Consider the following 21,972-nt stretch of genomic DNA (forward strand, 5'->3'; position numbering starts at 1 on the left):
CCGGTCGGGTCGCCGGAGCCGCCCCGTCCGTTCGCTATCTCGTCAGGAGCCCGTCCGACATGACCCAGTCCCCCGCCGTGCGCGTCACCGGTCCCTCCGGTGCGGTCCGCATCGGCGAGCGCGCCGCCCGCACGCTCGTCAGCGAGTTCGCCCGGCGTAACGACCCGAAGGCCGGCCTGCTGGTCGGTGCGACCCCGGAGTCCGCGGTGCTGGCCGCCGCGATCGAGGCGCTGCTCCCCGGCGACCGGCTGACTGTGGTGCCGGCGGAGGGCGCCGCCGTGGCGGCGCTGCGCGAACACGTCACCGCGCAGGGCCGCTGGGTCGCCGACCGGGTACGCGTGGCCGACACGCTCGCCGAGGCGGACGCCGCCGCGGTGGTGATCGTCGCCGAGCCGTTCACCGGCACCGCGGACGAGGCGCGCGCCGCCGTCGACGGGCTGGTGAAGTACCTCGCCGAGGGCGCGGTGCTGAGCGTCGCCGCGCCGCTGTTCCGCACCGAGGGCGCCGACGGCGAGCTGGACCGGCAGGGCGTGCTGCACGGCGTACGCACCGACCTGGTGCTGCGCAACACCCCGCCGGTACGCGTGCACCACCTGCGCTTCAGCCCGGCGCCGGTCGCGCTCGCGGCCTCGCTGTCCCCGGCGTACCGGCCGTCGAGCGTGCCGCTGACCCGGGGCATGCACATCGACTCGAACGGCGTGGCCGCCGCGGGCATCACGCTCGGCCTGGCCGCCCTGGCCCGGGCCGCGCGGCCGAAGTCGAAGCTCTGGCTGCTGCCGGCGCTGGCCGCCGCGCCGGTGGCCGCGTTCTTCCGGGACCCGGAGCGGGACGTGCCGGAGGACCCGTCGGCGGTGGTGGCCTCGGCGGACGGTCAGGTGCTGTCCGTGCAGCGCCTTCAGGACGAGCGCTTCGGTGACGGCGAGTGGCTGCGGATCGCGGTCTTCCTGTCGGTGCTGGACGTGCACGTCAACCGCGCCCCGGTGGCCGGCAAGGTGGTCGACTACTTCGTCGCCGACGGCGGGTTCGTCAACGCCATGAAGCCGGACGCCGAGCACAACGTGGCCGCGTACACGGTGCTGGACACCGACCACGGCACGGTGGTGGTCGCGCAGCGCACCGGGCTGATCGCCCGCCGGATCGTGCAGCGGGCGCCGGTCGGCTCGCTGCTGGCCCGGGGGGAGCGCTTCGGCCTGATCCGGTTCGGCTCGCGTACCGACGTCTACCTGCCGGCCGACGCCGCGGACCCGCTCGTCGGCCCGGGTGACAAGGTGGTCGGCGGCGCCACGGTGATCGCCCGCTGGCGCTGAGCGCCGCACACGAAGAAGGGGCGCCGCTCTCGCGGCGCCCCTTCTGTCGTTCTCGGGTCAGGCGGTACGGCGCTGGTGCAGCCAGAGCAGCGGGCCGCTGACCAGGTAGCCCACCACCACGAGGGCGAACGTGAGCCGGATGTCGACGAGCGCACCCACCACCGGGGCCAGCCAGAGCCACGGCGGCAGCCTCAGCAGCCGGGCGAGCTTGGCGTACGGGAAGCTGGACACCATGGCGAAGGCGAGCAGCGCCACGCCGGCCACCATGACCAGGCCGGGGACCGGCACGCCGATGGCCACGGTCAGGGCCAGCACTGCTGCCGCCATGGTGGTCGGCACGCCGCAGAAGAAGCGGCCGTCCTTCGGCGAGACGTTGAACCGGGCGAGCCGGATCGCCGCGCAGGCGGCGACGAGCGCACAGGAGACCGCGGCGGCCGCCGGGGGCGCCGAACCGGCCAGCGAGGCGTAGACCACTACCGGCGCGGCGAGGCCGAACGAGCACATGTCGGCGAGCGAGTCCATCTGCGCGCCGAACGGGCTGGCCACGCCGAGCTTGCGGGCCAGCGCACCGTCGAGGCCGTCGAACGCGACGCAGGCGATCAGGCAGATCGCGGCGATCTGCACGTCACCGCGCATGGCCAGGAAGATGGCCAGCATGCCGAGCATGAGGCTGCTCAGCGTGCACGCGTTGACGAGCGCGAACTTGGCCCGGCGGGCGGCGGTGCGCTCACCCGGCAGGAGCGGGATCGACATCGCCGAGGCCTCGTCGTCGACCGGGGCGGCCGGGGCGAGCGCCGGGCTGACCGGGCGTACCGCCTCGATCTCGGTGTCGAGCCGGCCGTAGCGCAGGCGCTGGCGATCGGCGTAGCGGTGGTCGGGGGTGACCCGGTCGGTCCCCGAGACGGCCATGCCGTCCCGGCGGCCCACTCGGACCAGCAGCACCTGGCGGGCGAACGTGCTGCTGCGGCGCAACCGGCCCGCCCAGCGACGCCCTGCGGGGCGCGGACTGTCAGTCGTACGACGCCGGCGCCATGGGGCTCTCGGCACGTTTCCTCCATCACCGGATCGGCTGGCCGCCCTTGGCGGGGCGGGTGTCCGGCTGTCTCGTGCCGGACCTTTCGGATCCGGCAGCCCTTTTGCGGAGTACACCATTGCACAGGGGACAGGGGCTTGGCGATAGCTGCCGGCGGTAGTTATATCTGGCGTAACCGCGCGAACCGCTCAATCATTCCCATCTCGGGCTTCATCGCCCGTTTTCGGTGTCAACCCTTGCTCCTGACTGTACCGGAGGTCACCAAGGGCGGCTCGGCGAGCGATTCAGCTCACCCTCCGGCCGGTGGCGCGGGCCGCCACGTCGGTCATCCGCAGGGCCGTGACCTGCTCCGGGGCGAACCAGGCCGCCCGCGCGGTCGAGCCACCGGCCAGCTCGGTCACCACCGCCTCGGTCGGCGCGTCCACGCGTACCCGGTAGATCACCCGGACGCCGTGCCAGTCCAGCGGGCGCCGCTCCGGACCGAGCGCGCCCGGGTTGTGCAGGTTGTCCACGGCGATCAGGTCGACCACCCGGCCCAGCTGCCCGGCCTCCTCGACCAGCTCGCGCAGCAGACCGGCGGCCGGCTGCTCACCGTGGTCGGTGCCGCCGCCGGGCAGGTGCCACTGACCCGCGCCCGGGTAGCCGTCGGCGATCATGGTGAGCAGCACCCGGCCGGCGGGGTCGGTGACCAGCCCGTACGCGGCGAAGCGCTGCCGTCGGTCGGCGGCCGGCCCGGCCGGGTCGACGGGCAGCCCCCGGGGCATGCCGGCCGGCAGTGGCGTCACCGGCAGGCCGAGCAGCTCGGCGGTGAACGGCATCAGCAGCCGGGCGGCGGCCTCCTCGGGCGTGAACCAGCCCACCTCGTCGGTGCCACCGGCCGGCTCGGGCCGCAGCCGCCCGCCCCGCGCCTCGACCTCGAAGATCAGCCGGTCGGTGTGCATCGCGACGGTCTCGGTGCGGAACGGGGTCACGTCGGCCACCGCAGCCCGGATCGCACCGGGCGCCACGGTCAGGCCGGTCTCCTCGGCGAACTCGCGTACCACGGTGTCGGCCGGGTGTTCCGCGTGCTCGACGCCGCCGCCGGGCAACTGCCACACCCCCGGGTACGGGCACCGCGCCGAGCCGCGCGCCAGCAACACCCGCCCCTCGGAGTCCCGCAGCACCCCGTAGGCCCCGATCCGCCGCCGCTGCTCCACAGCCCACCCCTCCCCCGCGCCCCACCCCGTCGATCATGAGGTTAGCGGTACCGAGGCGGACATCTCGCCCCGTCAACCTCATGATCGCCGGGGTGGGGGCCCGGAGGGGCCGGGGGTCAGAGGAGGTGGGCGGCCTGGACCGCTTCGGCCGTCACCTCGGTGAGGCGGTCGGTGGGGAGGGCGCCCAGTTCCTCGCGGCGGAACCAGCGGGCCTCGCAGGTGGAGCCGCCGATGTCGGCCACCGTGGGTGGCGCGGGCTGGTCGACGACCACCCGGTAGAACGCGCGTACGCCGTGCCAGTCGATCGGGTAGCCCTCCGGGCCGAGCGAGGCGGCGTCCCGGTGGCTGGCCACGCCGAGCAGCTCGACCAGGCGGCCGGTCTGGCCGGTCTCCTCGACGAGTTCCCGGATCAGCGCCGCGCCCGGCTGCTCGCCGTAGTCGGTGCCGCCACCGGGCAGGTGCCAGCAGCCGGCGCCCGGGTAGCCGTCGGAGACCCGGGTCAGCAGCACGCGCTCCTCCGGGTCGGTCACCACCGCGTACGCGGCGAAGCGCTGCGCCCGGTGCAACCCGTCCGGGCCGGGTACGGCGTAGAAGGAGGGGAACTCGGGCACCTCCTCCGGCACGATGTCGTCGGTGGAGGTGGGCAGGCCCAGGGCACGTGCGGTGAACGACCGCAGGGGCAGCTCCCGGGCCTCGTCGAGGGTGAACCAGCGGGCCAGGTCGGTCGGGCGGTCGACCCGCTCGGTGAGCGTCCCGCCGCGTACCGAGACGGTGTAGAGCAGCCGGTCGGTGTGGATCGTGATGTGCCGCTCGGGCAGCGCCCGCATGTCGGCGAGCACGTCCTGGAGACCGGCCACAGCCACCGAGAGCCCGGTCTCGGCAGCGGTCTCCCGTACGACTGTGTGTTTGGGGTCCTCACCGTGGTCGACCGCGCCTCCGGGGAGCGACCAGGTGCCGGGGGTGCCGGAGCGCTCCGATGCGCGGACCAGCAACACTCGGCCGTTTGAATCAGCACAAACTGCGTATGCCGCGATCCTGCGGAGCGGCTCCAGCGAGGTGGTCACGGGAGCAAATTCTCCCCGGAGCGGGTTACCGGGATCGAAAAGAGTCAGATTCCTGACTCTCGGCTGGCGTCTCAGGGACGGTTCAGGGTAAGCGTCCGGGCGGTCACCGAGGTCGCCCGCCACAGCGCGCGGGACCGTTGACACATGACCTTCCCGAACCCCTCCCAGGCCCCGTACAAGCAGCTCCGCCGACCGGTCAGCGACCGCATGATCGCCGGGGTGGCGAGCGGCCTCGGCCGCTACTTCGCCGCCGACCCCACGCTGATCCGGGTGATCTTCGCAGCCGCCACGGTGCTCACCGGCGGGCTCGCCGCGCTCGCGTACCCGATCATGTGGTTCCTGATGCCCGAGGAGCCGGCCGGCGCCCCCGCCTGGCCGCACCCGCCGGGCACCGCGCCGGGCTGGCCGCCGGTCCCGCCGACTACGCAGGCGCCGACTACGCCGCAGGTGCCACGGCCCGAGGCCGGACCGCAGGCGCGGCCGGACGCCGGACCGCAGACACCGCCGGCGGCCTGAGCCCCGTCACTCCCACTCGATGGTGCCCGGCGGCTTGCTCGTCACGTCCAGGACCACGCGGTTGACCTCGGCGACCTCGTTTGTGATCCGGGTGGAGATCCGGGCCACCACGTCGTAGGGCAGCCGCGACCAGTCGGCGGTCATCGCGTCCTCGCTGGAGACCGGGCGCAGCACCACCGGGTGACCGTAGGTGCGCCCGTCGCCCTGCACCCCGACGCTGCGCACGTCGGCCAGCAGCACCACCGGGAACTGCCAGACGCCCCGGTCCAGGCCGGCCGAGGTCAGCTCCTGCCGGGCGATCAGGTCGGCCTTGCGGAGCACGGCGAGACGCTCCTCGTCGACCGCGCCGATGATCCGGATGGCCAGGCCCGGGCCCGGGAACGGGTGCCGCCACACCATCGCCTCGGGCAGTCCCAGCTCCAGGCCGATCGTGCGGACCTCGTCCTTGAACAGCGTGCGCAGCGGCTCGACCAGCGAGAACTTCAGGTCCTCGGGCAGGCCGCCGACGTTGTGGTGGCTCTTGATGTTGGCGGTGCCGGTGCCGCCGCCGGACTCCACCACGTCCGGGTAGAGCGTGCCCTGCACCAGGTATTCCACGTCGCCGTGCGCGGCGATCTCCCGGGCGGCGGCCTCGAAGACCCGGATGAACTCCCGACCGATGATCTTGCGCTTCTGCTCCGGGTCGGTGACCCCGGCGAGCGCGCCGAGGAACCTTTCCCGGGCGTCGACCACCTTGAGCTTGATGCCGGTGGCGGCGACGTAGTCCTTCTCGACCTGCTCGGCCTCACCGGCGCGCAGCAGGCCGTGGTCCACGAACACGCAGGTGAGCTGGTCGCCCACGGCGCGGTGCACGAGCGCGGCGGCGACCGCCGAGTCGACGCCGCCGGAGAGACCGCAGATGACCTCCTTGTCGCCGATCTGCTCGCGGATCCGGGCGACCTGCTCGTCGATGATGTTCGACGGCGTCCACGTCGGTTCGATGCCGGCGATGTCGTACAGGAAGCGGGTGAGCATCTCCTGGCCGTGCGCGGTGTGCCCGACCTCGGGGTGGAACTGCACGCCGGCCCGGCGGCCGGCCACGTCCTCGAACGCGGCGACCGGCGCGCCCGCCGACTCGGCGGTGACGGTGAAGCCCTCCGGGGCCTCGGTGACGCAGTCGCCGTGGCTCATCCAGACCGGCAGGTCGGCGGGCAGGTCACGCAGCAGCACGCCGGGCTCGGTCAGGCGCGGGCGCAGCGGGGTGCCGCCGTACTCGCGGTTGCCGGTGCGCGCGACGGTGCCGCCGAGCGCCTGGGCCATGGCCTGGAAGCCGTAGCAGATGCCGAAGACCGGAACCCCGGCGTCGAACATCCCGGCGTCGATCTGCGGCGCGTCCGGAGCGTAGACGCTGGCCGGGCCGCCGGACAGGATGATCGCGGCCGGGTTCTTCGCCAGCATCTCGGACACCGGCATGGAATGCGGGACGATCTCCGAGTAGACCTTCGCCTCGCGGACACGGCGCGCGATGAGCTGGGCGTACTGGGCTCCGAAGTCCACCACGAGGACGGGGCGAGGCGTGCTCATGTGCGCAAAGCCTACCGACAGTCACGGGACCGCCGGACGCGCCCCGGCGATGTGGCGGGATGCATGTGTTAACAGGGGGCCCTTCCTCTACCGGAGGCGTTAAGAAGGGGCCCTTCCTTTCACCGCAGGGCGGCGGGGGCGTGGTCGGGGACGGCGGGGCGCCGCGGCGCGACCGGTGCCACCCGGGTGTACGCCGACCCGGGCGCCGGGCGCGGGTCCGCCTCGCCCTTGTTGGGCCAGTACGACATGGCCCGCTCGGCCTGCGCGGTGATCGTCAGCGACGGGTTGACGCCCAGGTTCGCCGAGACCGCCGCGCCGTCCACCACGTGCAGCCCCGGGTGGCCGTACACCCGGTGCCACGGGTCGACGACCCCCTCGTCCGGGGTGGCGCCGATCACCGCGCCGCCGAGGATGTGCGCGGTCACCGGGATGTTGAACGGCTCGGTGACCGCACCGCCGGGGGTGCCGCCGATCTCCTCGGCGAGCAGCCGGGCCGCCGTGTTGCCGGCCGGGATCCAGGTCGGGTTGGGCTCGCCGTGGCCGGGGCCGGAGACCAGCCGGCCCCTGCGGTAGCGGGTGGTCAGCGAGTTGTCGACCGACTGCATGACGAGCGCGATGACGGTGCGCTCGGACCAGCGGCGTACCGACAGCATCCGTGCCGCCAGCACGGGCTGCCGGACGATGCTGCCCAGCCAGCGCCGGACCCGGTGGGGACCGCCGTCGACGAGCAGCGACTGGAGCAGGCCCATCGCGTTGGAGCCCTTGCCGTAGCGGACCGGCTCGATGTGGGTCTGCGGGTCGGGGTGGAACGAGCTGGTGATCGCCACGCCCTCGGTGAAGTCGAGGCCGCGCCGGCGGGCCGAGCCGGGCGCCACCGAGGCGCCGAGGATGGCCTCGGAGTTGGTCCGGGTCAGCTCGCCCAGCCGGGGCGAGAGCGCCGGCAGCGCGCCGGTCGCCTTCATCTCGTGCAGCAGCCGCTGGGTGCCGAGCGCGCCGGCCGCGAAGACCACCTGGTCGGCGTGGATCACCTCGCGCCGCTTGCGCAGCCACGCGCCGGTGCGCTCGGTGTGCACCGCGTAGCCGCCGGCCGGGTCCGGGCGGACGGCGGTCACGGTGGTCAGCGGGTGCACCCGCACGCCGAGCCGTTCGGCCAGCCAGAGGTAGTTCTTCACCAGCGTGTTCTTGGCGCCGTGCCGGCAGCCGGTCATGCACGACCCGCAGTGGTTGCAGCCGGTGCGCTCCGGCCCGGCCCCGCCGAAGTACGGGTCGGCCACCCGCTCGCCGGGACGCCCGATGTGCACGCCGACCGGCGTCGGGTGGTAGGTGTGCGCCACCCCCATCCGCTCGGCCACCGCGCGGACGGCCTGGTCCGCGCGGGTGTCGATCGGGTAAGTGGTGACGCCGAGCATCCGCTTCGCCTGGTCGTAGTGGCGGGCCAGCTCGTCGCGCCAGTCGGTGATGTCCCGCCACTGCGGGTCGGTGTAGAACGCGTCCAGCGGCTCGTAGAGCGTGTTCGCGTAGACGAGTGACCCACCGCCGACCCCGGCGCCGGAGAGCACCAGCACGCCGCCCCCGGCCTTGCGGTCGGCCGAGCGCAGCAGCGTGATCCGCTGGAGCCCGAAGCAGCCGAGCCGGGGCGCCCAGAGGAACCGCCGCGCCCGCCAGGAGGTACGGGGGAACTCGTCGTCGGCGAAACGCCGCCCGGCCTCCAGGACCCCTACCGAGTAACCCTTCTCGGCCAGCCGCAGCGCGGTGACGCTGCCGCCGAACCCGGAACCGATGACGACCACGTCGTAGCGCATGGACGCATCATTACCGACCGGTAGCTATAGCGCCAACGAGGCTTTTTCGCACATCATGCAGAGCGCTCGATCGCCGGGATTCCCGCCGTTGCAACCCGTGGGCCCACCTGGCGCGTCGAATCCACGGGGAGGAACGAACGTGACGAGACGACGCCTGCTGGGCCTGGCCGTACTGGTGGCGGCGCTGCTGGTGGCCACCGGGGCGGTGGTGACCACCCGGCTCGTCGCGAACCGTCCCGCCGCACCGGTCGCCGGCCCGACCACCCCACCCCCGACCCCGGCCTCACCCACGCCCGTCCCGACGACCGCCAGCCCGACGCCGCCGCCCGGCGCCGACCTGAAGGGCCCGCTCAACCTGCTGCTCGTCGGCGTCGACACCCGGGTCAGCATCCCCGGCTGGGAACCGCACGCCGACGCCGTGCTGCTGCTGCACGTACCGGCCGGGCTGGACCGGGCGTACCTGTTCTCGCTCCCCCGGGACCTGGTGGTGGACATCCCCGCCTACCCGAAGGCCCGCTACCCGGGCGGCCGGACCAAGCTCACCCACGCGATGAGCTACGGCAGCCGGGTGCCGGGCGACAAGGGCAACCCCAGCACCGCCCAGGGGTACGAGCTGCTGCGCACCACCGTCTCCCGCTACACCGGCCTGCGCATCGACGCCGGCGCGGTGATCACGTTCGGCGGCTTCGACAAGCTGGTGGACACGCTCGGCGGCGTGGACCTCTACGTCGACCAGCGGGTCGAGTCCCGGCACCGCCGCCCGGACGGCACCATGCGGACCCTGAGCGGCGGCGGCTACACCGGGCCGCAGATGGTCTACGAGAAGGGCACCCGGCACCTGACCGGCTGGCAGGCGCTCGACTACGCGCGGCAGCGCTACACCGCGGGCGGCGACTACACCCGCCAGCGGCACCAGCAGCAACTGCTCCGGGCGCTGGCCCGCAAGATCCTCGACCAGGGCACGGCCCGCGATCCGCAGCGGGTCGAGCAGGTGGTGGCCGCGCTGGGCAGGACCCTGGTGTACGCCGGGGGCGGCCGGAAACTGATCGACTTCGCGTACGCCCTGGGTGGCCTGCCGGCGGACCGGCTCACGCTCGTCGTGCTGCCCGGCGCCGGGGTGGGCAGCGGCGGCGCGTACCGGGGTGAGCAGCTCAGGCCGCTCGGCCGCGACTTCCTCACCGCGCTGCGCGGCGGGCGGGCCGACGCGTTCCTGGCCGCCCACCCGTCGCTGCGCGTGCGGAACTGACGCCCTACAGCGGCTTCGGGGCGGGCGGACGCTCGGTGCCGTACAGCCACGGGTCGAAGACCTTGGCCAGCTTCTTGCCGGAGATCCGCTCGGCCAGCGCCACGAAGTCGGCGGTGGTGGCGTTGCCGTTCTTCCGCTCCGCCGCCCAGGTGCGCAGGACGGCGAAGAAAGCGACGTCGCCCACCGCCACCCGCAGCGCGTGCACTGTCATCCCGCCCCGGTCGTAGACCGAGCTGCTGAACAGGCCGGCCACTCCCGGCTTGCCCGGCGGCGTACGCCACACCGGCCCGCCGGCGTTCGCGTACTTCTGCTCGAACGTGCGCTGCACGGTGGTCGAGCCGACGTGCTCGGCCCACAGCCACTCGGCGTACGTGGCCAGCCCCTCGTTGAGCCAGATGTCCTGCCAGCGTTGGATCGACACGCTGTTGCCGTACCACTGGTGGGCCAGCTCGTGCGCGACCACGCCGGTGTTGTCGCCCCGCTGGAAGAAGCTCGCCGAGTAGACCGGCCGGCTCTGCGTCTCCAGCGCGTACCGGATGCGCTCGTCGGCGATCACCACGCCGCCGTACGCCTCGAACGGGTACGGCCCGAAGACGCTCTCCAGGTAGTCGGCGACCTCGACGGTGCGCGCGATGGACCGGTCCGGCGCGCCCTGCGCCACCTGGGTGGTGACCGCGCTGTAGACCGGCCGTCCCTTGTGCCGCGCGGTGGTGATCCGGAACTTCCCGATCGCCACCATGGTCAGGTAACTGGCCGTCGGCGCGGTCTCCGACCACTTCCAGGTGGTCCAGTCGCCGCTTGTCGTCCTCCCCTTCGGCACGCCGTTGGAGATCGCCGTCAGTCCCTTCGGGACGGTGATCTCCATGTCGTAGGTGGCCTTGTCCGACGGGTGGTCGTTGACCGGGAACCAGGTGCTCGCCGACTCCGGCTGCCCGAGCGCGATCGCCCCGTCGGCGGTGTGCAGCCAGCCGCCCTCGCCCAGCGACTCGGTGCGCAGCGCCTCCGGCCGCCCGTCGTACCGGATCTCGGCGGTGAACCCGTTGCCGGAGGTCAGCCCGACGGCCGGGGTGACCACCAGCTCGTCGGCGGTACGGCTGTGCCGGGCGGCGGCGCCGTCCACTGTCACCGACCGGACGGTCAGCCCGGCCAGGTCCAGGTTGAACGCGGACAGGTCGGCGGTCGCGGTGGCCCGAAGCGTGGTGGTGCCGCTCAGCTTGTCCGTCTCCGGGTCGTAACGCACCTTAACCGTGTAGTGCGCGACGTCGTACCCGCCGTTGCCGTAGCTCGGGAAGTACGGATCGCCGGCGCCGGCCCCGCCCGGCGCGAAGCTGCGCGAGGTCGCCGGCGCGGGGCCGGCCGGGGTCGCGGGACCCGGGTCCGGCTCGGCCGAACCGCAGCCGGCCACCAGCACCGTGCCGCAGACCAGCAACCCGAGCCGTCGTCGTGCGCCGCGCCGCGTCATCGCCTCGATCCCTCCCGGGGGCCCGTTCGGCGGCCCCCGCCCACGGGCCGCTCCGACCGCGGCAGCCTACCCAGCGGCGGTCACGCGTTCGTCACGGCAGTCCCGGCGGCGTGCCACCGACCAGCCAGGCGTCGAGCAGCGCCCGCAACGGCCGCCCGGACGTGCGTTCGGCGTACCCGACGAAGTCGGCGGTGGTGACGTTGCCGTCGCGGTGCTGCGCCAGCCAGCCGCGCAGCACCCGGTAGAACGTCTCGTCGCCCACCGCGCGGCGCAGCGCGTGCACGGCGAGCGCACCGCGCTGGTAGACCGCGTCGCCGAACATCCCGGCCCGGCCCGGGTCGACTGTGGGCTTGGACCAGTCGGTGGCCGCGTAGCGCTCGGTCACCGTCTGCGCCACGGTCCGCCCGCCGTCGTGCTCATCCCAGAGCCATTCGGCGTACGTGGCGAAGCCCTCGTTGAGCCAGATGTCGCTCCACCGGGCCACCGAGACGCTGTCGCCGAACCACTGGTGCGCCAGCTCGTGCGCGACCACCTCGGTGTTCGGCAGGCCGTCGCGGAAGAACGCCGGCCCGTAGACCGGCCGGCTCTGCGTCTCCAGCGCGTACCTGATGCGTTCGTCGGCGACCACCACACCGCCGTACGCCTCGAACGGGTACGGCCCGAAGCGCTCGGCCAGGAAGTCGGCGACCTCGCCGGTGCGGGCCACCGACGCGGCGGCCGGGCCGTCGGCGGGCAGGCTCGCGGCGACGGCGGTGACAATCGGCTTGCCGGCGTGCGTGCCGCTGCTGACGCGGTAGTCGCCGATCACCAGCGTGCTCAGGTAGCTGGCCATCGGCGCGCGCTCCGACCAGCGCCAGGTGGTCCAGCCGCCGCTGGACGTCCGGCCCGCCGGCACGCCGTTGGACAGCGCGGCGAGGCCGTCCGGCACGGTGACCGCGAGGTCGTAGGTGGCCTTGTCCGACGGGTGGTCGTTCACCGGGTACCAGGTGCTCGCCGACTCCGGCTGGCCGAGCGCTATCGCGCCGTCCGGTGTGGCGTGGAAGCCGCCGTCACCGAGTTCGGCGTTCGGCAGCGGCTGCGGCACCCCGCCGTACGTCGCCTCGACGGTGAACCGCTTGCCCGACGGCAGCCCGCGCGGCGGAGTCACGATCAGCTCGGCGCCGTCGTGGCGGTGCTTCGCCGCCTCCCCGTCCACCCGCACCCGCTCGACGCCGAGCCCGGCCAGGTCGAGCTGGAACCGGGACAGCGCCCGGGTGGCGGTGACGGTCAGCGTGGCGGTGCCGGTGAGCTTGTCGCTTGCCGGGTCGTAGCGCACGTCCAGCGCGTAGTGGCCGACGTCGTAGCCGCCGTTGCCGGCCCCCGGCACGTACGGGTCACCGGCGTCCGCCGCGCCCGGCCGGAACCCGCCCTCGTCGCCGCCCCCGGTGCACCCGCTCAGCGCGAGCGCCGCCGCCAGCCCCGCCGCCCAGACCCGCCCGCGTCTCACCCGGCGAGCCTAGACGCGCGACGGCGCGGGCAGGGCCGGAACACGTCCGCGCCGCCGCCCGCGCCGCCGCGCGGTGCTCAGTGGTGATCGGTGGTGCTCAGCGGTCGAGGACCAGCCCGACCTTCTGGAACTCCTTCAGGTCGCGGTAGCCGCACTTGGCCATCGCGCGGCGCAGGCCGCCGAAGAGGTTGAGCTGGCCGTCCGGCTCGTCGGCCGGGCCGAACAGCAGCTTCTCCATCGAGCCGAGCGGCTCGCCGGCCACCTCGAACGCGCCACGGGGCAGCGACGGGTGGCTGGCCGCGGAGTGCCACCAGGCACCGCCGGCCGGGGCCTCCTCGCAGAGCGACAGCGGCTCGCCGAGCATCACCGCGTCCGCGCCGCAGCCGAGCGCCTTGGCGATGTCGCCGGACGTCTGCATGTCGCCGTCGGCAATCAGGTGCACGTACCGGCCGCCGGTCTCGTCCAGGTAGTCGCGGCGGGCCGCCGCGGCGTCGGCGATGGCGGTGGCCATCGGTACCCGGATGCCGAGCACCGACTCGGTGGTCGACCAGTCGTCGCCGCCGATGCCCACGATCACGCCGGCCGCGCCGGTACGCATCAGGTGCAGCGCGGTCTTGTAGTCGGTGCAGCCGCCGACGACGACCGGCAGGTCCAGGTCGGCGATGAACTCCTTGAGGTTCAGCGGCTCGTCGGTGGTGGAGACGTGCTCGGCCGAGACGAGCGTGCCCTGGATGACCAGGATGTCCACCCCGGCGTCGAGGATCACCGGGGCCAGCGCCAGGGTGTGCTGCGGGGAGACCCGCACCGCCACCGTGCTGCCGCCCTCACGCAGCTCACGCACCCGCTCGGCGATCAGGTCGGGGCGGATCGGCTCGGCGTAGACCTCCTGGAGGCGCTTGGTCGCCCGCGCGTCCTCGCCGAGACCGGCCAGCTCCTCCAGGATCTTCGCCGGGTTCTCGTACCGGGTCCAGAGGCCCTCGACGTTCAGGACGCCGAGGCCGCCGAGCTGGCCGAGCCGGACCGCCGAGGCGGGGCTCATGGTCGCGTCCGAGGGGTGCGCGACGCACGGGATGCCGAACTGGTACGCGTCGAGCTGCCACCCGGTGGAGACGTCGTCGACGTCCCGGGTGCGGCGGCTCGGCACGATGGCGATGTCGTCCAGGTGGTAACCGCGCTGCGCGGTCTTGCCCAGCCCGATCTCGACCACGTCACGCATGGGGGACTCCAGGTGGTTTGGGGGTGGTGGGTCAGCGGGAGTGGTAGTTGGGCGCCTCGACGGTCATCTGGATGTCGTGCGGGTGGCTCTCCTTGAGCCCGGCCGCGGTGATCCGGATGAGCTGGCCACGCCGGTGCAGCTCCGGGATGCTCTCCGCGCCGACGTAGCCCATCGCGGCGCGCAGCCCGCCGGTGAGCTGGTGGGCGACGGCGGACAGCGGCCCCCGGTAGGGCACCTGGCCCTCGACGCCCTCCGGGACCAGCTTGTCCTCGGCGAGCACGTCCTGCTGGAAGTAGCGGTCCTTGGAGTAGGACTTGGCCTGGCCGCGCGACTGCATCGCGCCGAGCGAGCCCATCCCCCGGTACGCCTTGTACTGCTTGCCGTTGATGAAGATCAGCTCGCCGGGGCTCTCCTCGCAGCCCGCGAGCAGGCTGCCGAGCATCACCGTGTCCGCGCCCGCGACGAGCGCCTTGGCGATGTCGCCGGAGTATTGGATGCCGCCGTCGCCGATCACCGGCACGCCGGCCGGGCGGGCGGCGCGGGCCGCCTCCATGATCGCGGTGATCTGCGGTACGCCCACACCGGCCACGATCCGGGTGGTGCAGATGGCGCCCGGGCCGACGCCCACCTTCACACCGTCGGCGCCGGCCTCGACGAGCGCCTTCGCGCCCGCGTACGTGGCGATGTTGCCGCCCACGATGTCGATGCTCACGTCCCGCTTGAGCCGGGCCACCATCTCCAGCACGGCCCGCTGGTGGCCGTGCGCGGTGTCCACGATGACGACGTCCACGCCGGCGTCGACGAGCGCGCGGGCCCGCTTGTAGCCGTCCTCGCCCACGCCGACCGCGGCGGCGACCCGCAGCCGGCCCGCGTCGTCCTTGGTGGCGTTCGGGTACTGCTCGCTCTTGGTGAAGTCCTTCACCGTGATCAGGCCGCGCAGCTTGCCGCCCGCGTCCACGATCGGCAGCTTCTCGATCTTGTGCTGGCGCAGCAGGCCGAGCGCGTCGTCCTTGCTCACGCCGACCGGGGCGGTGATCAGCGGCGTACGGGTCATGATCTCGCGCACCGGCGTGGCCGGGTCGGAGACGAACCGCATGTCGCGGTTGGTGACGATGCCGACGAGCTGGCCCTCCCCGTCCACCACCGGGACGCCGGAGATGCGGTAGCGCCCGCAGAGCGCGTCGACCTCGCGCAGCGTGTCGTCCGGGCTGGCGGTCACCGGGTTGGTGATCATGCCGGACTCGGAACGCTTCACCAGGTCGACCTGGAGCGCCTGGTCGTCGACCGAGAGGTTGCGGTGCAGCACGCCGATGCCGCCCTGGCGGGCCATGGCGATGGCCATCCGCGCCTCGGTGACCGTGTCCATCGCGCTGGACAGCAGCGGCACGGTCAGCTCGATGTTGCGGGTGAGGCGGGTGCGGGTGTTGACGCGGCTGGGCACGACGTCCGACTCGCCCGGCTGGAGCAGCACGTCGTCGAAGGTCAGCCCGAGCGGCACCACCCGGGCCGAACCGGCCGGCAGCTCGGGCAGATGGCCACCCAGCTCCCCGCCGTCGGTGCCGGCCGGGATCTCGGTGCTGGGCGAATTCTCCACGATTGCTCCCCTGAGCTGGTCGAACGGGCTGCAGCGAGGCGGCGCGCGGGGGCACCGGCAGGCGCCTGGTGACGGCGCGTCGCCTCATCGTACCCACCTACCCGTCCCGGCCCGGGCAGCGGCGGGCCCCAGGGTAGGCCGGGCCACAGCACGGGCTGGGGCGGGCTTTCCGGCGGCTCGGGGTCTACGGTGAGGGGGTGCACGACGAGCCCATCGACCCGTTCAACGGCGACCCGGCCGATCCGGCTGCCGGCCTGCACGATCCCGGCGACGACGACGCGCTCGACCCGCTGACCGAGGTCGAGCGCCAGGACGTGCTGGAGGATCTCGCCGATCTGGAGATCTACCAGGCGTTGCTCCAGCCGATCGGCGTGCGCGGCCTGGTGATCGAGTGCGAGGACTGCCGCGAGCCGCACTACTTCGACTGGGACCTGCTCCGCGGCAACCTGCGCCACCTGCTCAACTCGGGGCGTCCCCGGGTGCACGAGCCGGCCTACGACCCGGATCCGGATCACTACGTGAGCTGGGACTACGCCCGTGGCTACGCCGACGGCGTGCACGACACGCTCACCGAGGGCTCCGACGAGTCCACCGAGGGCTGAGCGCCGCCGTCCGGGCGGTCAGGCCACCAGGCCGGCCCGGAAGCCGGCGGCCACGGCGTGCGCCCGGTCGCGCGCGCCGAGCTTGCGGAACAGCCGCCGGGCGTGCGTCTTGACCGTGTCCTCGGAGACGAACAGCTCCCGCCCGATCTCCGCGTTGCTCTTGCCCTCGGCCATGCCGAGCAGCACCTGAAGCTCCCGCTCGGTGAGCCCGATCGCGCTGCGCGGCGTCCGCGCCGGTCGCTGGGCCGCACCCGGCCGGGACGCGTCCGCGCCGTCGGCCGCCGCGGGGTCGTCCGGGTCCTCACCCCGTTGCACGGGCACCACGGTGGGCAGGCCCGCCGCGTCCACCGGCGCCGTCGCCGGCCAGCCGGGCCCACCCGGGGTACGCCCCGGCGCCGCCGACCGGGTCGGGCCACCCACCGCCGCCGCGTCCCGGGCGGTGTCCGCCACCCGGTGCCTGTTGCTCCGGCCGGGGGCGGAGAGCAGCAGCAGCGCCTTTGCCACCGCGCTGGTCAGGTCGTGGTCGGCGTTCTGGATCAGACCCCGTGCTCCGGCGCTGATGGTGGCCGCCGCCGCCTCCGACTCCTCGGCGCCGAGCAGCAGCACCGCCGCCTGCGGGGCGCGAGCGAGCACCCGCCTGACGAAGCCGGCGCTGTCCGGGCGGGTCAGCGCGGTGTCGGCGAGCACCACGTCCACCGGACGCTCGGCGAGCCGCAACATCACCTCCGGGTCGGAGACGGCCGTCCGGACGACGCCGGACAGCCCGAGCCGCGCCGCCGCGGAGGTCAGATGCTGGGCCGCCAATGGTGTCCGAACGCACACAAGAACACTACGCACAGTGGTCTCCTCTCCGACTCAGAGCAGACCATGCGGAGGTGGGCTCGGGAGGGGGTTCCGGGCAATCATCCGAACTTTTCCGACAGATGGGGCATATGACGCCGACTGTCCGAGCTTTTCGATCACAGATGTGTGAGGCGCGGACCGCTCGGGTACCGAGGGGTTCATCCGGAACCGGCATCCCGCGCGGACCGCCGCCCGGTAGCTGGCCACGAACATTCTCCGCGGTGCCGCGCGGGAGGAGGGGTGCTGATGTCGAACGTACGTAGGCTGCCTGGACCGATCGACGAGCTCTGGGACTGGCAGCGGCTCGGGGCCTGCCGTGGCCGCGACAGCGCGCAGTTCTTCCACCCGGACGGCGAGCGCGGCTCCTCCCGGATGCGCCGCGAGATGGGCGCGAAGTCCGTCTGCCGCGCCTGCCCGGTACGCGCCGAGTGCGCCGCCCACGCGCTCTCCGTCCGCGAGCCGTACGGCGTCTGGGGCGGGTTCAGCGAGTCGGAGCGGCTGCGGCTGCTCGCGCTCGGCTGGGAGGACCTGGCCGACCGCCGCCAGACCAAGGTGGACATCCCCCGGCTGGAGGCTCGCCTCGGCCGGCCGCACAACACCGCCGTGCCGGACCAGCGCAAGGTCGCCTGACCCGGATCACGATCCCCGACGCCGCGCCCCGGACCCCGGGGCGCGGCGTCGTCTCGCCCGCCCGCCCGCCTCAAGCGCGTCTCTCACGTCAAGACACCCGTAGATCTTGGAAGATTCGGGCCCCTATGAGGGCCATTTCCTTCCAAGATCTCCTTCGGGGGTGGCGGTGGTGGTCAGGTGACGGTGACCTTGACGGTGTGCCAGCCGGTCGCGCCGTCCGGGGCGACCGGGGCGCGCTGCTCCGTCTGGGTCTCGCCCGTCGTGTCCGTCGCCCGCACCTGGAGCGTGTGCTCCCCCGGCGTCGCGTTCCACCGCCAGGACCACTGCACCCAGGTGTCCGCAGACACCGCCGGCGCCAGCGTCGCCTCCTGCCAGGGGCCGCCGTCCACGCGTACCTCGACGCGGCCGATGCCGCGGTGCTGCGCCCACGCCACACCGGCAACTGTCACCGGGCCGGCCGCCGGGCGGCTGCGGGGCCGGGGCGTGTCGATCCGGGACTGCGTCTTGACCGGGCCCTGCGCGGACCAGCCGCGCGGCACCCAGTACGCGTCGAAGTCGGCGAAGCTGGTCAGCTCCAGCTCGGTCACCCACTTACAGGCCGAGACGTACCCGTAGAGGCCGGGCACCACCATCCGCACCGGGAAGCCGTGCTGGATCGGCAGCGGCTCGCCGTTCATGCCGACCGCGAGCAGCGCGTCCCGCCCGTCGCGCAGCACCGAGGTGGGCGTGCCGCAGGTCCAGCCGTCCACCGAGCGGCCCACCACCTGGTCCGCGCCGTCCTCCGGGCCGGCCTCGTCGAGCAGTTCCCTGATCGGTACGCCGAGCCAGCGCGCGTTGCCGATCAGGTCGCCGCCCACCTCGTTGGAGACGCAGGCGAGCGTCACGTACCGCTCCACCATCGGGCGGGCCAGCAGGTCGTCGAAGCTCAGCTCGATCGGGTTGCGCACCCGCCCGTGGATGCGCAGCCGCCAGGTGACCGGGTCGACCTGCGGCACCACGAGCGCCGTGTCGATCCGGTAGAACTCCCCGTTCGGCGTGACGTACGGCGCGAGCCGGGGCAGCGACAGGTCGGCTCCGGCCGGCACCGGCGGGGCGGGCGTGGCAGGGGCGGGCAGCGTCACCGCCTGCCGGGCCGCCGACACGCCGCGCCGGCCGGCCAGCCAGTGCCCGCCCAGCCCGGCCACCACAGCCGCGCCGGTGAGCAGCCCGGCACCGCGCAGGAACCGCCGCCGCGACTCCGCGTCGTCGTCGTGCCGCACCGGCTCCCAGCCACCCGGGGTCCCCGCTTCGCGGGCGAGCGCGGCGACCGCCGGAGGCGGCGCGGACGGCGGCGTGGCGCGAGGTACAGGCACCCGGTCGCCCTCCGCCGGATCGCCCCCGTCGCGTTCCGCCGGTCCGGTCCCGGCCCGGTCGCGACGCGCGGCGTCGGACCGGTCGCGTCCCGGTCGCTTCCGATCCGCCGGTTCGGCGCCCAGCGGACCGGCCACGAACGCCCAGAGGGTCAGCGCGCCCAGGCCGCCGCCGACCAGGGAGGGCAGCGCGTCGAACGCGTCCGCGCCGGCCCGGGTCAGCGCGGCGGCGACGCCGAGGACGGCGAACGCGGCGATGCCGGCCAGACCGGTCACCAGCCGCCGGGCCGCCGCCAGGCCGAGCAGCGCCCCGAACGCGGCGAGCAGCAGTGCCGTCCCGACCAGCAGGGCGATCTTGTCGTACGTGCCGAAGACGTCGATGGCGAACTGCTTGAGCGGCTCGGGCACCAGGTCGACGACGAGTCCGCCGACGGCGACGAGCGGAGCGGACCGGGGGCCGGTCAGGACCGCCACGGGTTCGGCGGCGCCGAGTGCCACCACTGCGGCGACGACACCGGCCGACGCCGCCCGGCGGCGGGAGAGGGTGCTCACGGCACCCAGTCTGATCGACCCGCCGGTGCGGCTGCCAATTCCGTCAGCGTTCCGTAAGGACATACGCGTCAGGGCACACCACCTGTCGGTGGTGTGCCCTGACGTCGGGGCGTACTGCTCGGGTCAGAAGCCCGGGCCGTGCTGGTGGCCGTGGCCGTGCGAGTGGCCGTGCCCACCGGCGGCCGGCTCCGGCTCGGCCGGCTTCTCCACCACGAGGCTCTCGGTGGTGAGCAGCAGGCCGGCGATCGAGGCGGCGTTGCTGACCGCGTTGCGGGTCACCTTCACCGGGTCGATGATGCCGGACTTGGCCAGGTCGACGTACTCGCCGGTGGCGGCGTCGAGGCCGTGGCCCCAGTCCTGGCCGACGACCTTCTGCACCACGACGTAGCCGTCGTGGCCGGCGTTCTGGGCGATCCAGCGCAGCGGCTCGACCAGCGACTTGCGCACGATCGAGACGCCGACTTTCTCGTCACCGGTGAAGCCCAGGTCGTCGTCGAGCGCCGGCAGGATCTGGGCCAGGGCGGCGCCGCCACCCGGGACCGTGCCCTCCTCGACCGCGGCCTTGGTCGCGGCGATGGCGTCCTCGATGCGGTGCTTGCGCTCCTTCATCTCGACCTCGGTGGCCGCGCCGACCTTGATCACGGCGATGCCGCCGGAGAGCTTCGCCAGCCGCTCGGCCAGCTTCTCCCGGTCCCACTCGGAGTCGGAGGCCTCGATCTCCTTGCGGATCTGCGCGACCCGGTCGGCGACCTCGGCGGCCTGGCCGCCACCGTCGACGACTGTGGTGTTCTCCTTGTCGACCACGACGCGCCGGGCGGTGCCGAGCACCTCCAGGCCGACCTGGTCGAGCTTGTAGCCCAGCTCCGGGGCGACCAGCTCGGCGCCGGTCAGGATCGCCATGTCCTGGAGCATCGCCTTGCGGCGGTCACCGAAGCCGGGGGCCTTGACCGCGCAGACCTTGACGGTCTTGCGCAGCGCGTTGACCACGAGCGTCGACAGGGCCTGGCCCTCGACGTCCTCGGCGACGATGAGCAGCGGCTTGTTGTTCTGGAGGACCTTCTCCAGCAGCGGCAGCAGCTCCTCGATCGCCGAGATCTTCTGGGTGGTGATCAGGATGTACGGGTCCTCCAGGACCGCCTCCTGCGCCTCCAGGTCGGTGACGAAGTTCGGGGAGATGAAGCCCTTGTCGAACTGGAGACCCTCGGTCACCTCCAGCTCGGTGGTGAGCGCGGAGCCCTCCTCGACGGTGATGACGCCGTCGCGGCCGACCTTCTCCATCGCCTCGGCGATCAGCTCGCCGATCGCGGCGTCCTGCGCGGAGACGGTGGCGACGTGCGCGATCGACTCCTTGCTGGAGACCTCGACGGCCTTGCCGAGCAGCGCCTCGGAGACCTTGGCGGCCGCCGCGTCGATGCCCCGCTTCAGACCGGTCGGGTTGGTGCCGGCGGCCACGTTGCGCAGGCCCTCGCGGACCATGGCCTGGGCCAGCACGGTGGCGGTGGTGGTCCCGTCGCCGGCGACGTCGTTGGTCTTGGTCGCCACCTCCTTGACCAGCTGCGCGCCGAGGTTCTCGTACGGGTTGGTGAGCTCGATCTCCTTGGCGATGGTCACACCGTCGTTGGTGATCGTGGGCGCACCGAACTTCTTGTCCAGGACGACGTTGCGCCCGCGCGGGCCGAGGGTGACCTTCACCGCGTCCGCGAGGGCGTTGACACCGTGCTCGAGCAGGTGCCGGGCATCGTCCGAGAAGCTGAGGATCTTCGCCATCAGTATCCCTTCGAAGCGACGTTGCCCCGGCCCGGCGAGCCGGACCGGGGCAACGACACTGATCGGTTGCTTACTTCTCGATGACCGCGAGGACGTCGCGGGCGGAGAGCACCAGGTACTCCTCGCCGGCGTACTTGACCTCGGTGCCGCCGTACTTCGAGTAGAGGACGGTGTCGCCGACCTTCACGTCGATCGGCACGCGGTTGCCCTTGTCGTCGATCCGGCCCGGGCCGACAGCGAGGACGGTGCCCTCCTGCGGCTTCTCCTTGGCGGTGTCGGGGATCACGATGCCCGAGGCGGTGGTGGTCTCGGCCTCGTTCGCCTGGACCACGATGCGGTCCTCGAGCGGCTTGATCGCAACCTTGGTCGCGGTAGTCACGGGCATACCCTCCCGGGTACTTGGTGTCGTTGCCGGCCGGCATGCCGACCAGCGTCAATCTGCCACATGCCACCGGGCGGGGCCGTCGTCGCGGGTGCCGGTCCGCCTGGCGCTCAACCCCCGGGCACGAGGCTCGGGCGTTGGCACCCTCAGGGTGAGAGTGCTAATCGCAGGTTATTCCTCGGCTAGCACTCCGTCAAGGAGAGTGCCAACGCGTCGCCCTCCGTGTCGCGCCGGAACCGGCCCGGGAGAATGGGCGCGTGGATCTCGACCAGCTCGCCGTGCTGCGTACCCCCGAGGGGTCGGCGGCGCTCGCCGCGGCCGGGCGGGTGGCCGGCGGCGACCAGGTGCCGGGCGCAGGCCAC

General features: G+C 73.4%; 18 protein-coding genes. 5 read left to right on the top strand and 13 right to left on the bottom strand.

Translation table 11 applies throughout. The features are described 5' to 3' along the window. The first annotated feature begins 59 nt into the window (after nt 1-59). Nucleotides 60-1,307, top strand: coding sequence for a phosphatidylserine decarboxylase (locus tag AB0D28_RS23180; RefSeq protein ID WP_357388856.1), 1,248 nt, complete (start codon nt 60-62; stop codon nt 1,305-1,307). Nucleotides 1,308-1,364: 57 nt separating this feature from the next. On the opposite strand, the gene AB0D28_RS23185 is transcribed toward AB0D28_RS23180, so the two are convergent. From AB0D28_RS23185 to AB0D28_RS23195, 3 genes are all read right to left on the bottom strand, one after another. Beyond that, nucleotides 1,365-2,279, bottom strand: a complete 915-nt coding sequence (locus AB0D28_RS23185; RefSeq protein ID WP_357388858.1) for a CDP-alcohol phosphatidyltransferase family protein — start codon at nt 2,277-2,279, stop codon at nt 1,365-1,367. 345 nt (nt 2,280-2,624) lie between these two features. Then, nucleotides 2,625-3,536, bottom strand: a complete 912-nt coding sequence (locus AB0D28_RS23190; protein ID WP_357388860.1) for an NUDIX domain-containing protein — start codon at nt 3,534-3,536, stop codon at nt 2,625-2,627. Between the two features lie 116 nt (nt 3,537-3,652). Continuing rightward, entirely contained in the window at nt 3,653-4,600 is a 948-nt protein-coding gene (locus AB0D28_RS23195; protein ID WP_013288532.1) for an NUDIX domain-containing protein, read from the bottom strand. A gap of 144 nt (nt 4,601-4,744) precedes the next feature. On the opposite strand from AB0D28_RS23195, the gene AB0D28_RS23200 reads away from it, so the two are divergent. Next, nucleotides 4,745-5,116 (top strand): PspC domain-containing protein, encoded by a 372-nt coding sequence (locus AB0D28_RS23200; RefSeq protein ID WP_357388862.1) that lies wholly within the window; start codon nt 4,745-4,747, stop codon nt 5,114-5,116. A 6-nt stretch (nt 5,117-5,122) separates the two neighbouring features. On the opposite strand, the gene guaA is transcribed toward AB0D28_RS23200, so the two are convergent. Further along, nucleotides 5,123-6,679 carry a glutamine-hydrolyzing GMP synthase gene (gene guaA / locus AB0D28_RS23205; RefSeq protein ID WP_357388864.1) on the bottom strand — a complete coding sequence of 519 codons (1,557 nt, stop codon included), beginning with the start codon at nt 6,677-6,679 and terminating at the stop codon, nt 5,123-5,125. Between the two features lie 119 nt (nt 6,680-6,798). Next, nucleotides 6,799-8,481, bottom strand: coding sequence for a GMC family oxidoreductase (locus AB0D28_RS23210; RefSeq protein ID WP_357388866.1), 1,683 nt, complete (start codon nt 8,479-8,481; stop codon nt 6,799-6,801). A gap of 139 nt (nt 8,482-8,620) precedes the next feature. Here AB0D28_RS23210 and AB0D28_RS23215 point away from each other — a divergent pair, with 139 nt between their 5' ends. Beyond that, a complete protein-coding gene (locus tag AB0D28_RS23215; protein ID WP_357388868.1) occupies nt 8,621-9,727 on the top strand; it encodes an LCP family protein in 1,107 nt (368 codons plus the stop codon). A 4-nt stretch (nt 9,728-9,731) separates the two neighbouring features. Here AB0D28_RS23215 and AB0D28_RS23220 read toward each other — a convergent pair whose 3' ends face one another. From AB0D28_RS23220 to guaB, 4 genes are all read right to left on the bottom strand, one after another. Next, nucleotides 9,732-11,189: a M1 family metallopeptidase gene (locus AB0D28_RS23220; protein ID WP_357388870.1), complete on the bottom strand. Its 1,458-nt coding sequence runs from the start codon at nt 11,187-11,189 to the stop codon at nt 9,732-9,734. A gap of 91 nt (nt 11,190-11,280) precedes the next feature. Then, nucleotides 11,281-12,675, bottom strand: a complete 1,395-nt coding sequence (locus tag AB0D28_RS23225) for a M1 family metallopeptidase (protein WP_357388872.1) — start codon at nt 12,673-12,675, stop codon at nt 11,281-11,283. A 97-nt stretch (nt 12,676-12,772) separates the two neighbouring features. Beyond that, entirely contained in the window at nt 12,773-13,891 is a 1,119-nt protein-coding gene (locus AB0D28_RS23230) for a GuaB3 family IMP dehydrogenase-related protein (RefSeq protein WP_357388874.1), read from the bottom strand. Between the two features lie 31 nt (nt 13,892-13,922). After that, complete coding sequence (guaB, locus tag AB0D28_RS23235; protein ID WP_357388876.1) at nt 13,923-15,485, bottom strand: IMP dehydrogenase; 1,563 nt, start codon at nt 15,483-15,485, stop codon at nt 13,923-13,925. Nucleotides 15,486-15,682: 197 nt separating this feature from the next. On the opposite strand from guaB, the gene AB0D28_RS23240 reads away from it, so the two are divergent. Beyond that, nucleotides 15,683-16,087: a DUF5319 domain-containing protein gene (locus tag AB0D28_RS23240; protein WP_357388878.1), complete on the top strand. Its 405-nt coding sequence runs from the start codon at nt 15,683-15,685 to the stop codon at nt 16,085-16,087. Between the two features lie 18 nt (nt 16,088-16,105). Here AB0D28_RS23240 and AB0D28_RS23245 read toward each other — a convergent pair whose 3' ends face one another. After that, complete coding sequence (locus AB0D28_RS23245) at nt 16,106-16,924, bottom strand: response regulator transcription factor (protein WP_357388880.1); 819 nt, start codon at nt 16,922-16,924, stop codon at nt 16,106-16,108. A 252-nt stretch (nt 16,925-17,176) separates the two neighbouring features. Here AB0D28_RS23245 and AB0D28_RS23250 point away from each other — a divergent pair, with 252 nt between their 5' ends. Next, nucleotides 17,177-17,560, top strand: coding sequence for a WhiB family transcriptional regulator (locus tag AB0D28_RS23250; RefSeq protein ID WP_357388882.1), 384 nt, complete (start codon nt 17,177-17,179; stop codon nt 17,558-17,560). A 173-nt stretch (nt 17,561-17,733) separates the two neighbouring features. Here AB0D28_RS23250 and AB0D28_RS23255 read toward each other — a convergent pair whose 3' ends face one another. The 3 genes from AB0D28_RS23255 to groES all read right to left on the bottom strand — a co-directional run bounded on the left by AB0D28_RS23255 (nt 17,734) and on the right by groES (nt 21,613). Then, a complete protein-coding gene (locus AB0D28_RS23255; protein WP_357388884.1) occupies nt 17,734-19,461 on the bottom strand; it encodes a sulfite oxidase in 1,728 nt (575 codons plus the stop codon). Between the two features lie 123 nt (nt 19,462-19,584). Next, on the bottom strand, nt 19,585-21,228 hold the full coding sequence (groL, locus tag AB0D28_RS23260) for a chaperonin GroEL (protein ID WP_318335674.1): 1,644 nt from the start codon (nt 21,226-21,228) through the stop codon (nt 19,585-19,587). A gap of 70 nt (nt 21,229-21,298) precedes the next feature. Then, entirely contained in the window at nt 21,299-21,613 is a 315-nt protein-coding gene (gene groES / locus AB0D28_RS23265; RefSeq protein WP_018222648.1) for a co-chaperone GroES, read from the bottom strand. Between the last annotated feature and the right edge of the window lie 359 nt (nt 21,614-21,972).

The organism is Micromonospora sp. NPDC048169 (assembly GCF_040652815.1).
Classification (GTDB): domain Bacteria; phylum Actinomycetota; class Actinomycetes; order Mycobacteriales; family Micromonosporaceae; genus Micromonospora.

Bases quoted from the DNA above. Each gene is read 5' to 3' on its own strand.
- AB0D28_RS23180 (WP_357388856.1), top strand. From the start codon at position 60: ATGACCCAGTCCCCCGCCGTGCGCGTCACCGGTCCCTCCGGTGCGGTC.
- AB0D28_RS23200 (WP_357388862.1), top strand. From the start codon at position 4,745: ATGACCTTCCCGAACCCCTCCCAGGCCCCGTACAAGCAGCTCCGCCGA.
- guaA (WP_357388864.1), bottom strand. From the start codon at position 6,679: ATGAGCACGCCTCGCCCCGTCCTCGTGGTGGACTTCGGAGCCCAGTAC.
- AB0D28_RS23210 (WP_357388866.1), bottom strand. From the start codon at position 8,481: ATGCGCTACGACGTGGTCGTCATCGGTTCCGGGTTCGGCGGCAGCGTC.
- AB0D28_RS23220 (WP_357388870.1), bottom strand. From the start codon at position 11,189: ATGACGCGGCGCGGCGCACGACGACGGCTCGGGTTGCTGGTCTGCGGC.
- AB0D28_RS23230 (WP_357388874.1), bottom strand. From the start codon at position 13,891: ATGCGTGACGTGGTCGAGATCGGGCTGGGCAAGACCGCGCAGCGCGGT.
- AB0D28_RS23250 (WP_357388882.1), top strand. From the start codon at position 17,177: ATGTCGAACGTACGTAGGCTGCCTGGACCGATCGACGAGCTCTGGGAC.
- groL (WP_318335674.1), bottom strand. From the start codon at position 21,228: ATGGCGAAGATCCTCAGCTTCTCGGACGATGCCCGGCACCTGCTCGAG.
- groES (WP_018222648.1), bottom strand. From the start codon at position 21,613: ATGCCCGTGACTACCGCGACCAAGGTTGCGATCAAGCCGCTCGAGGAC.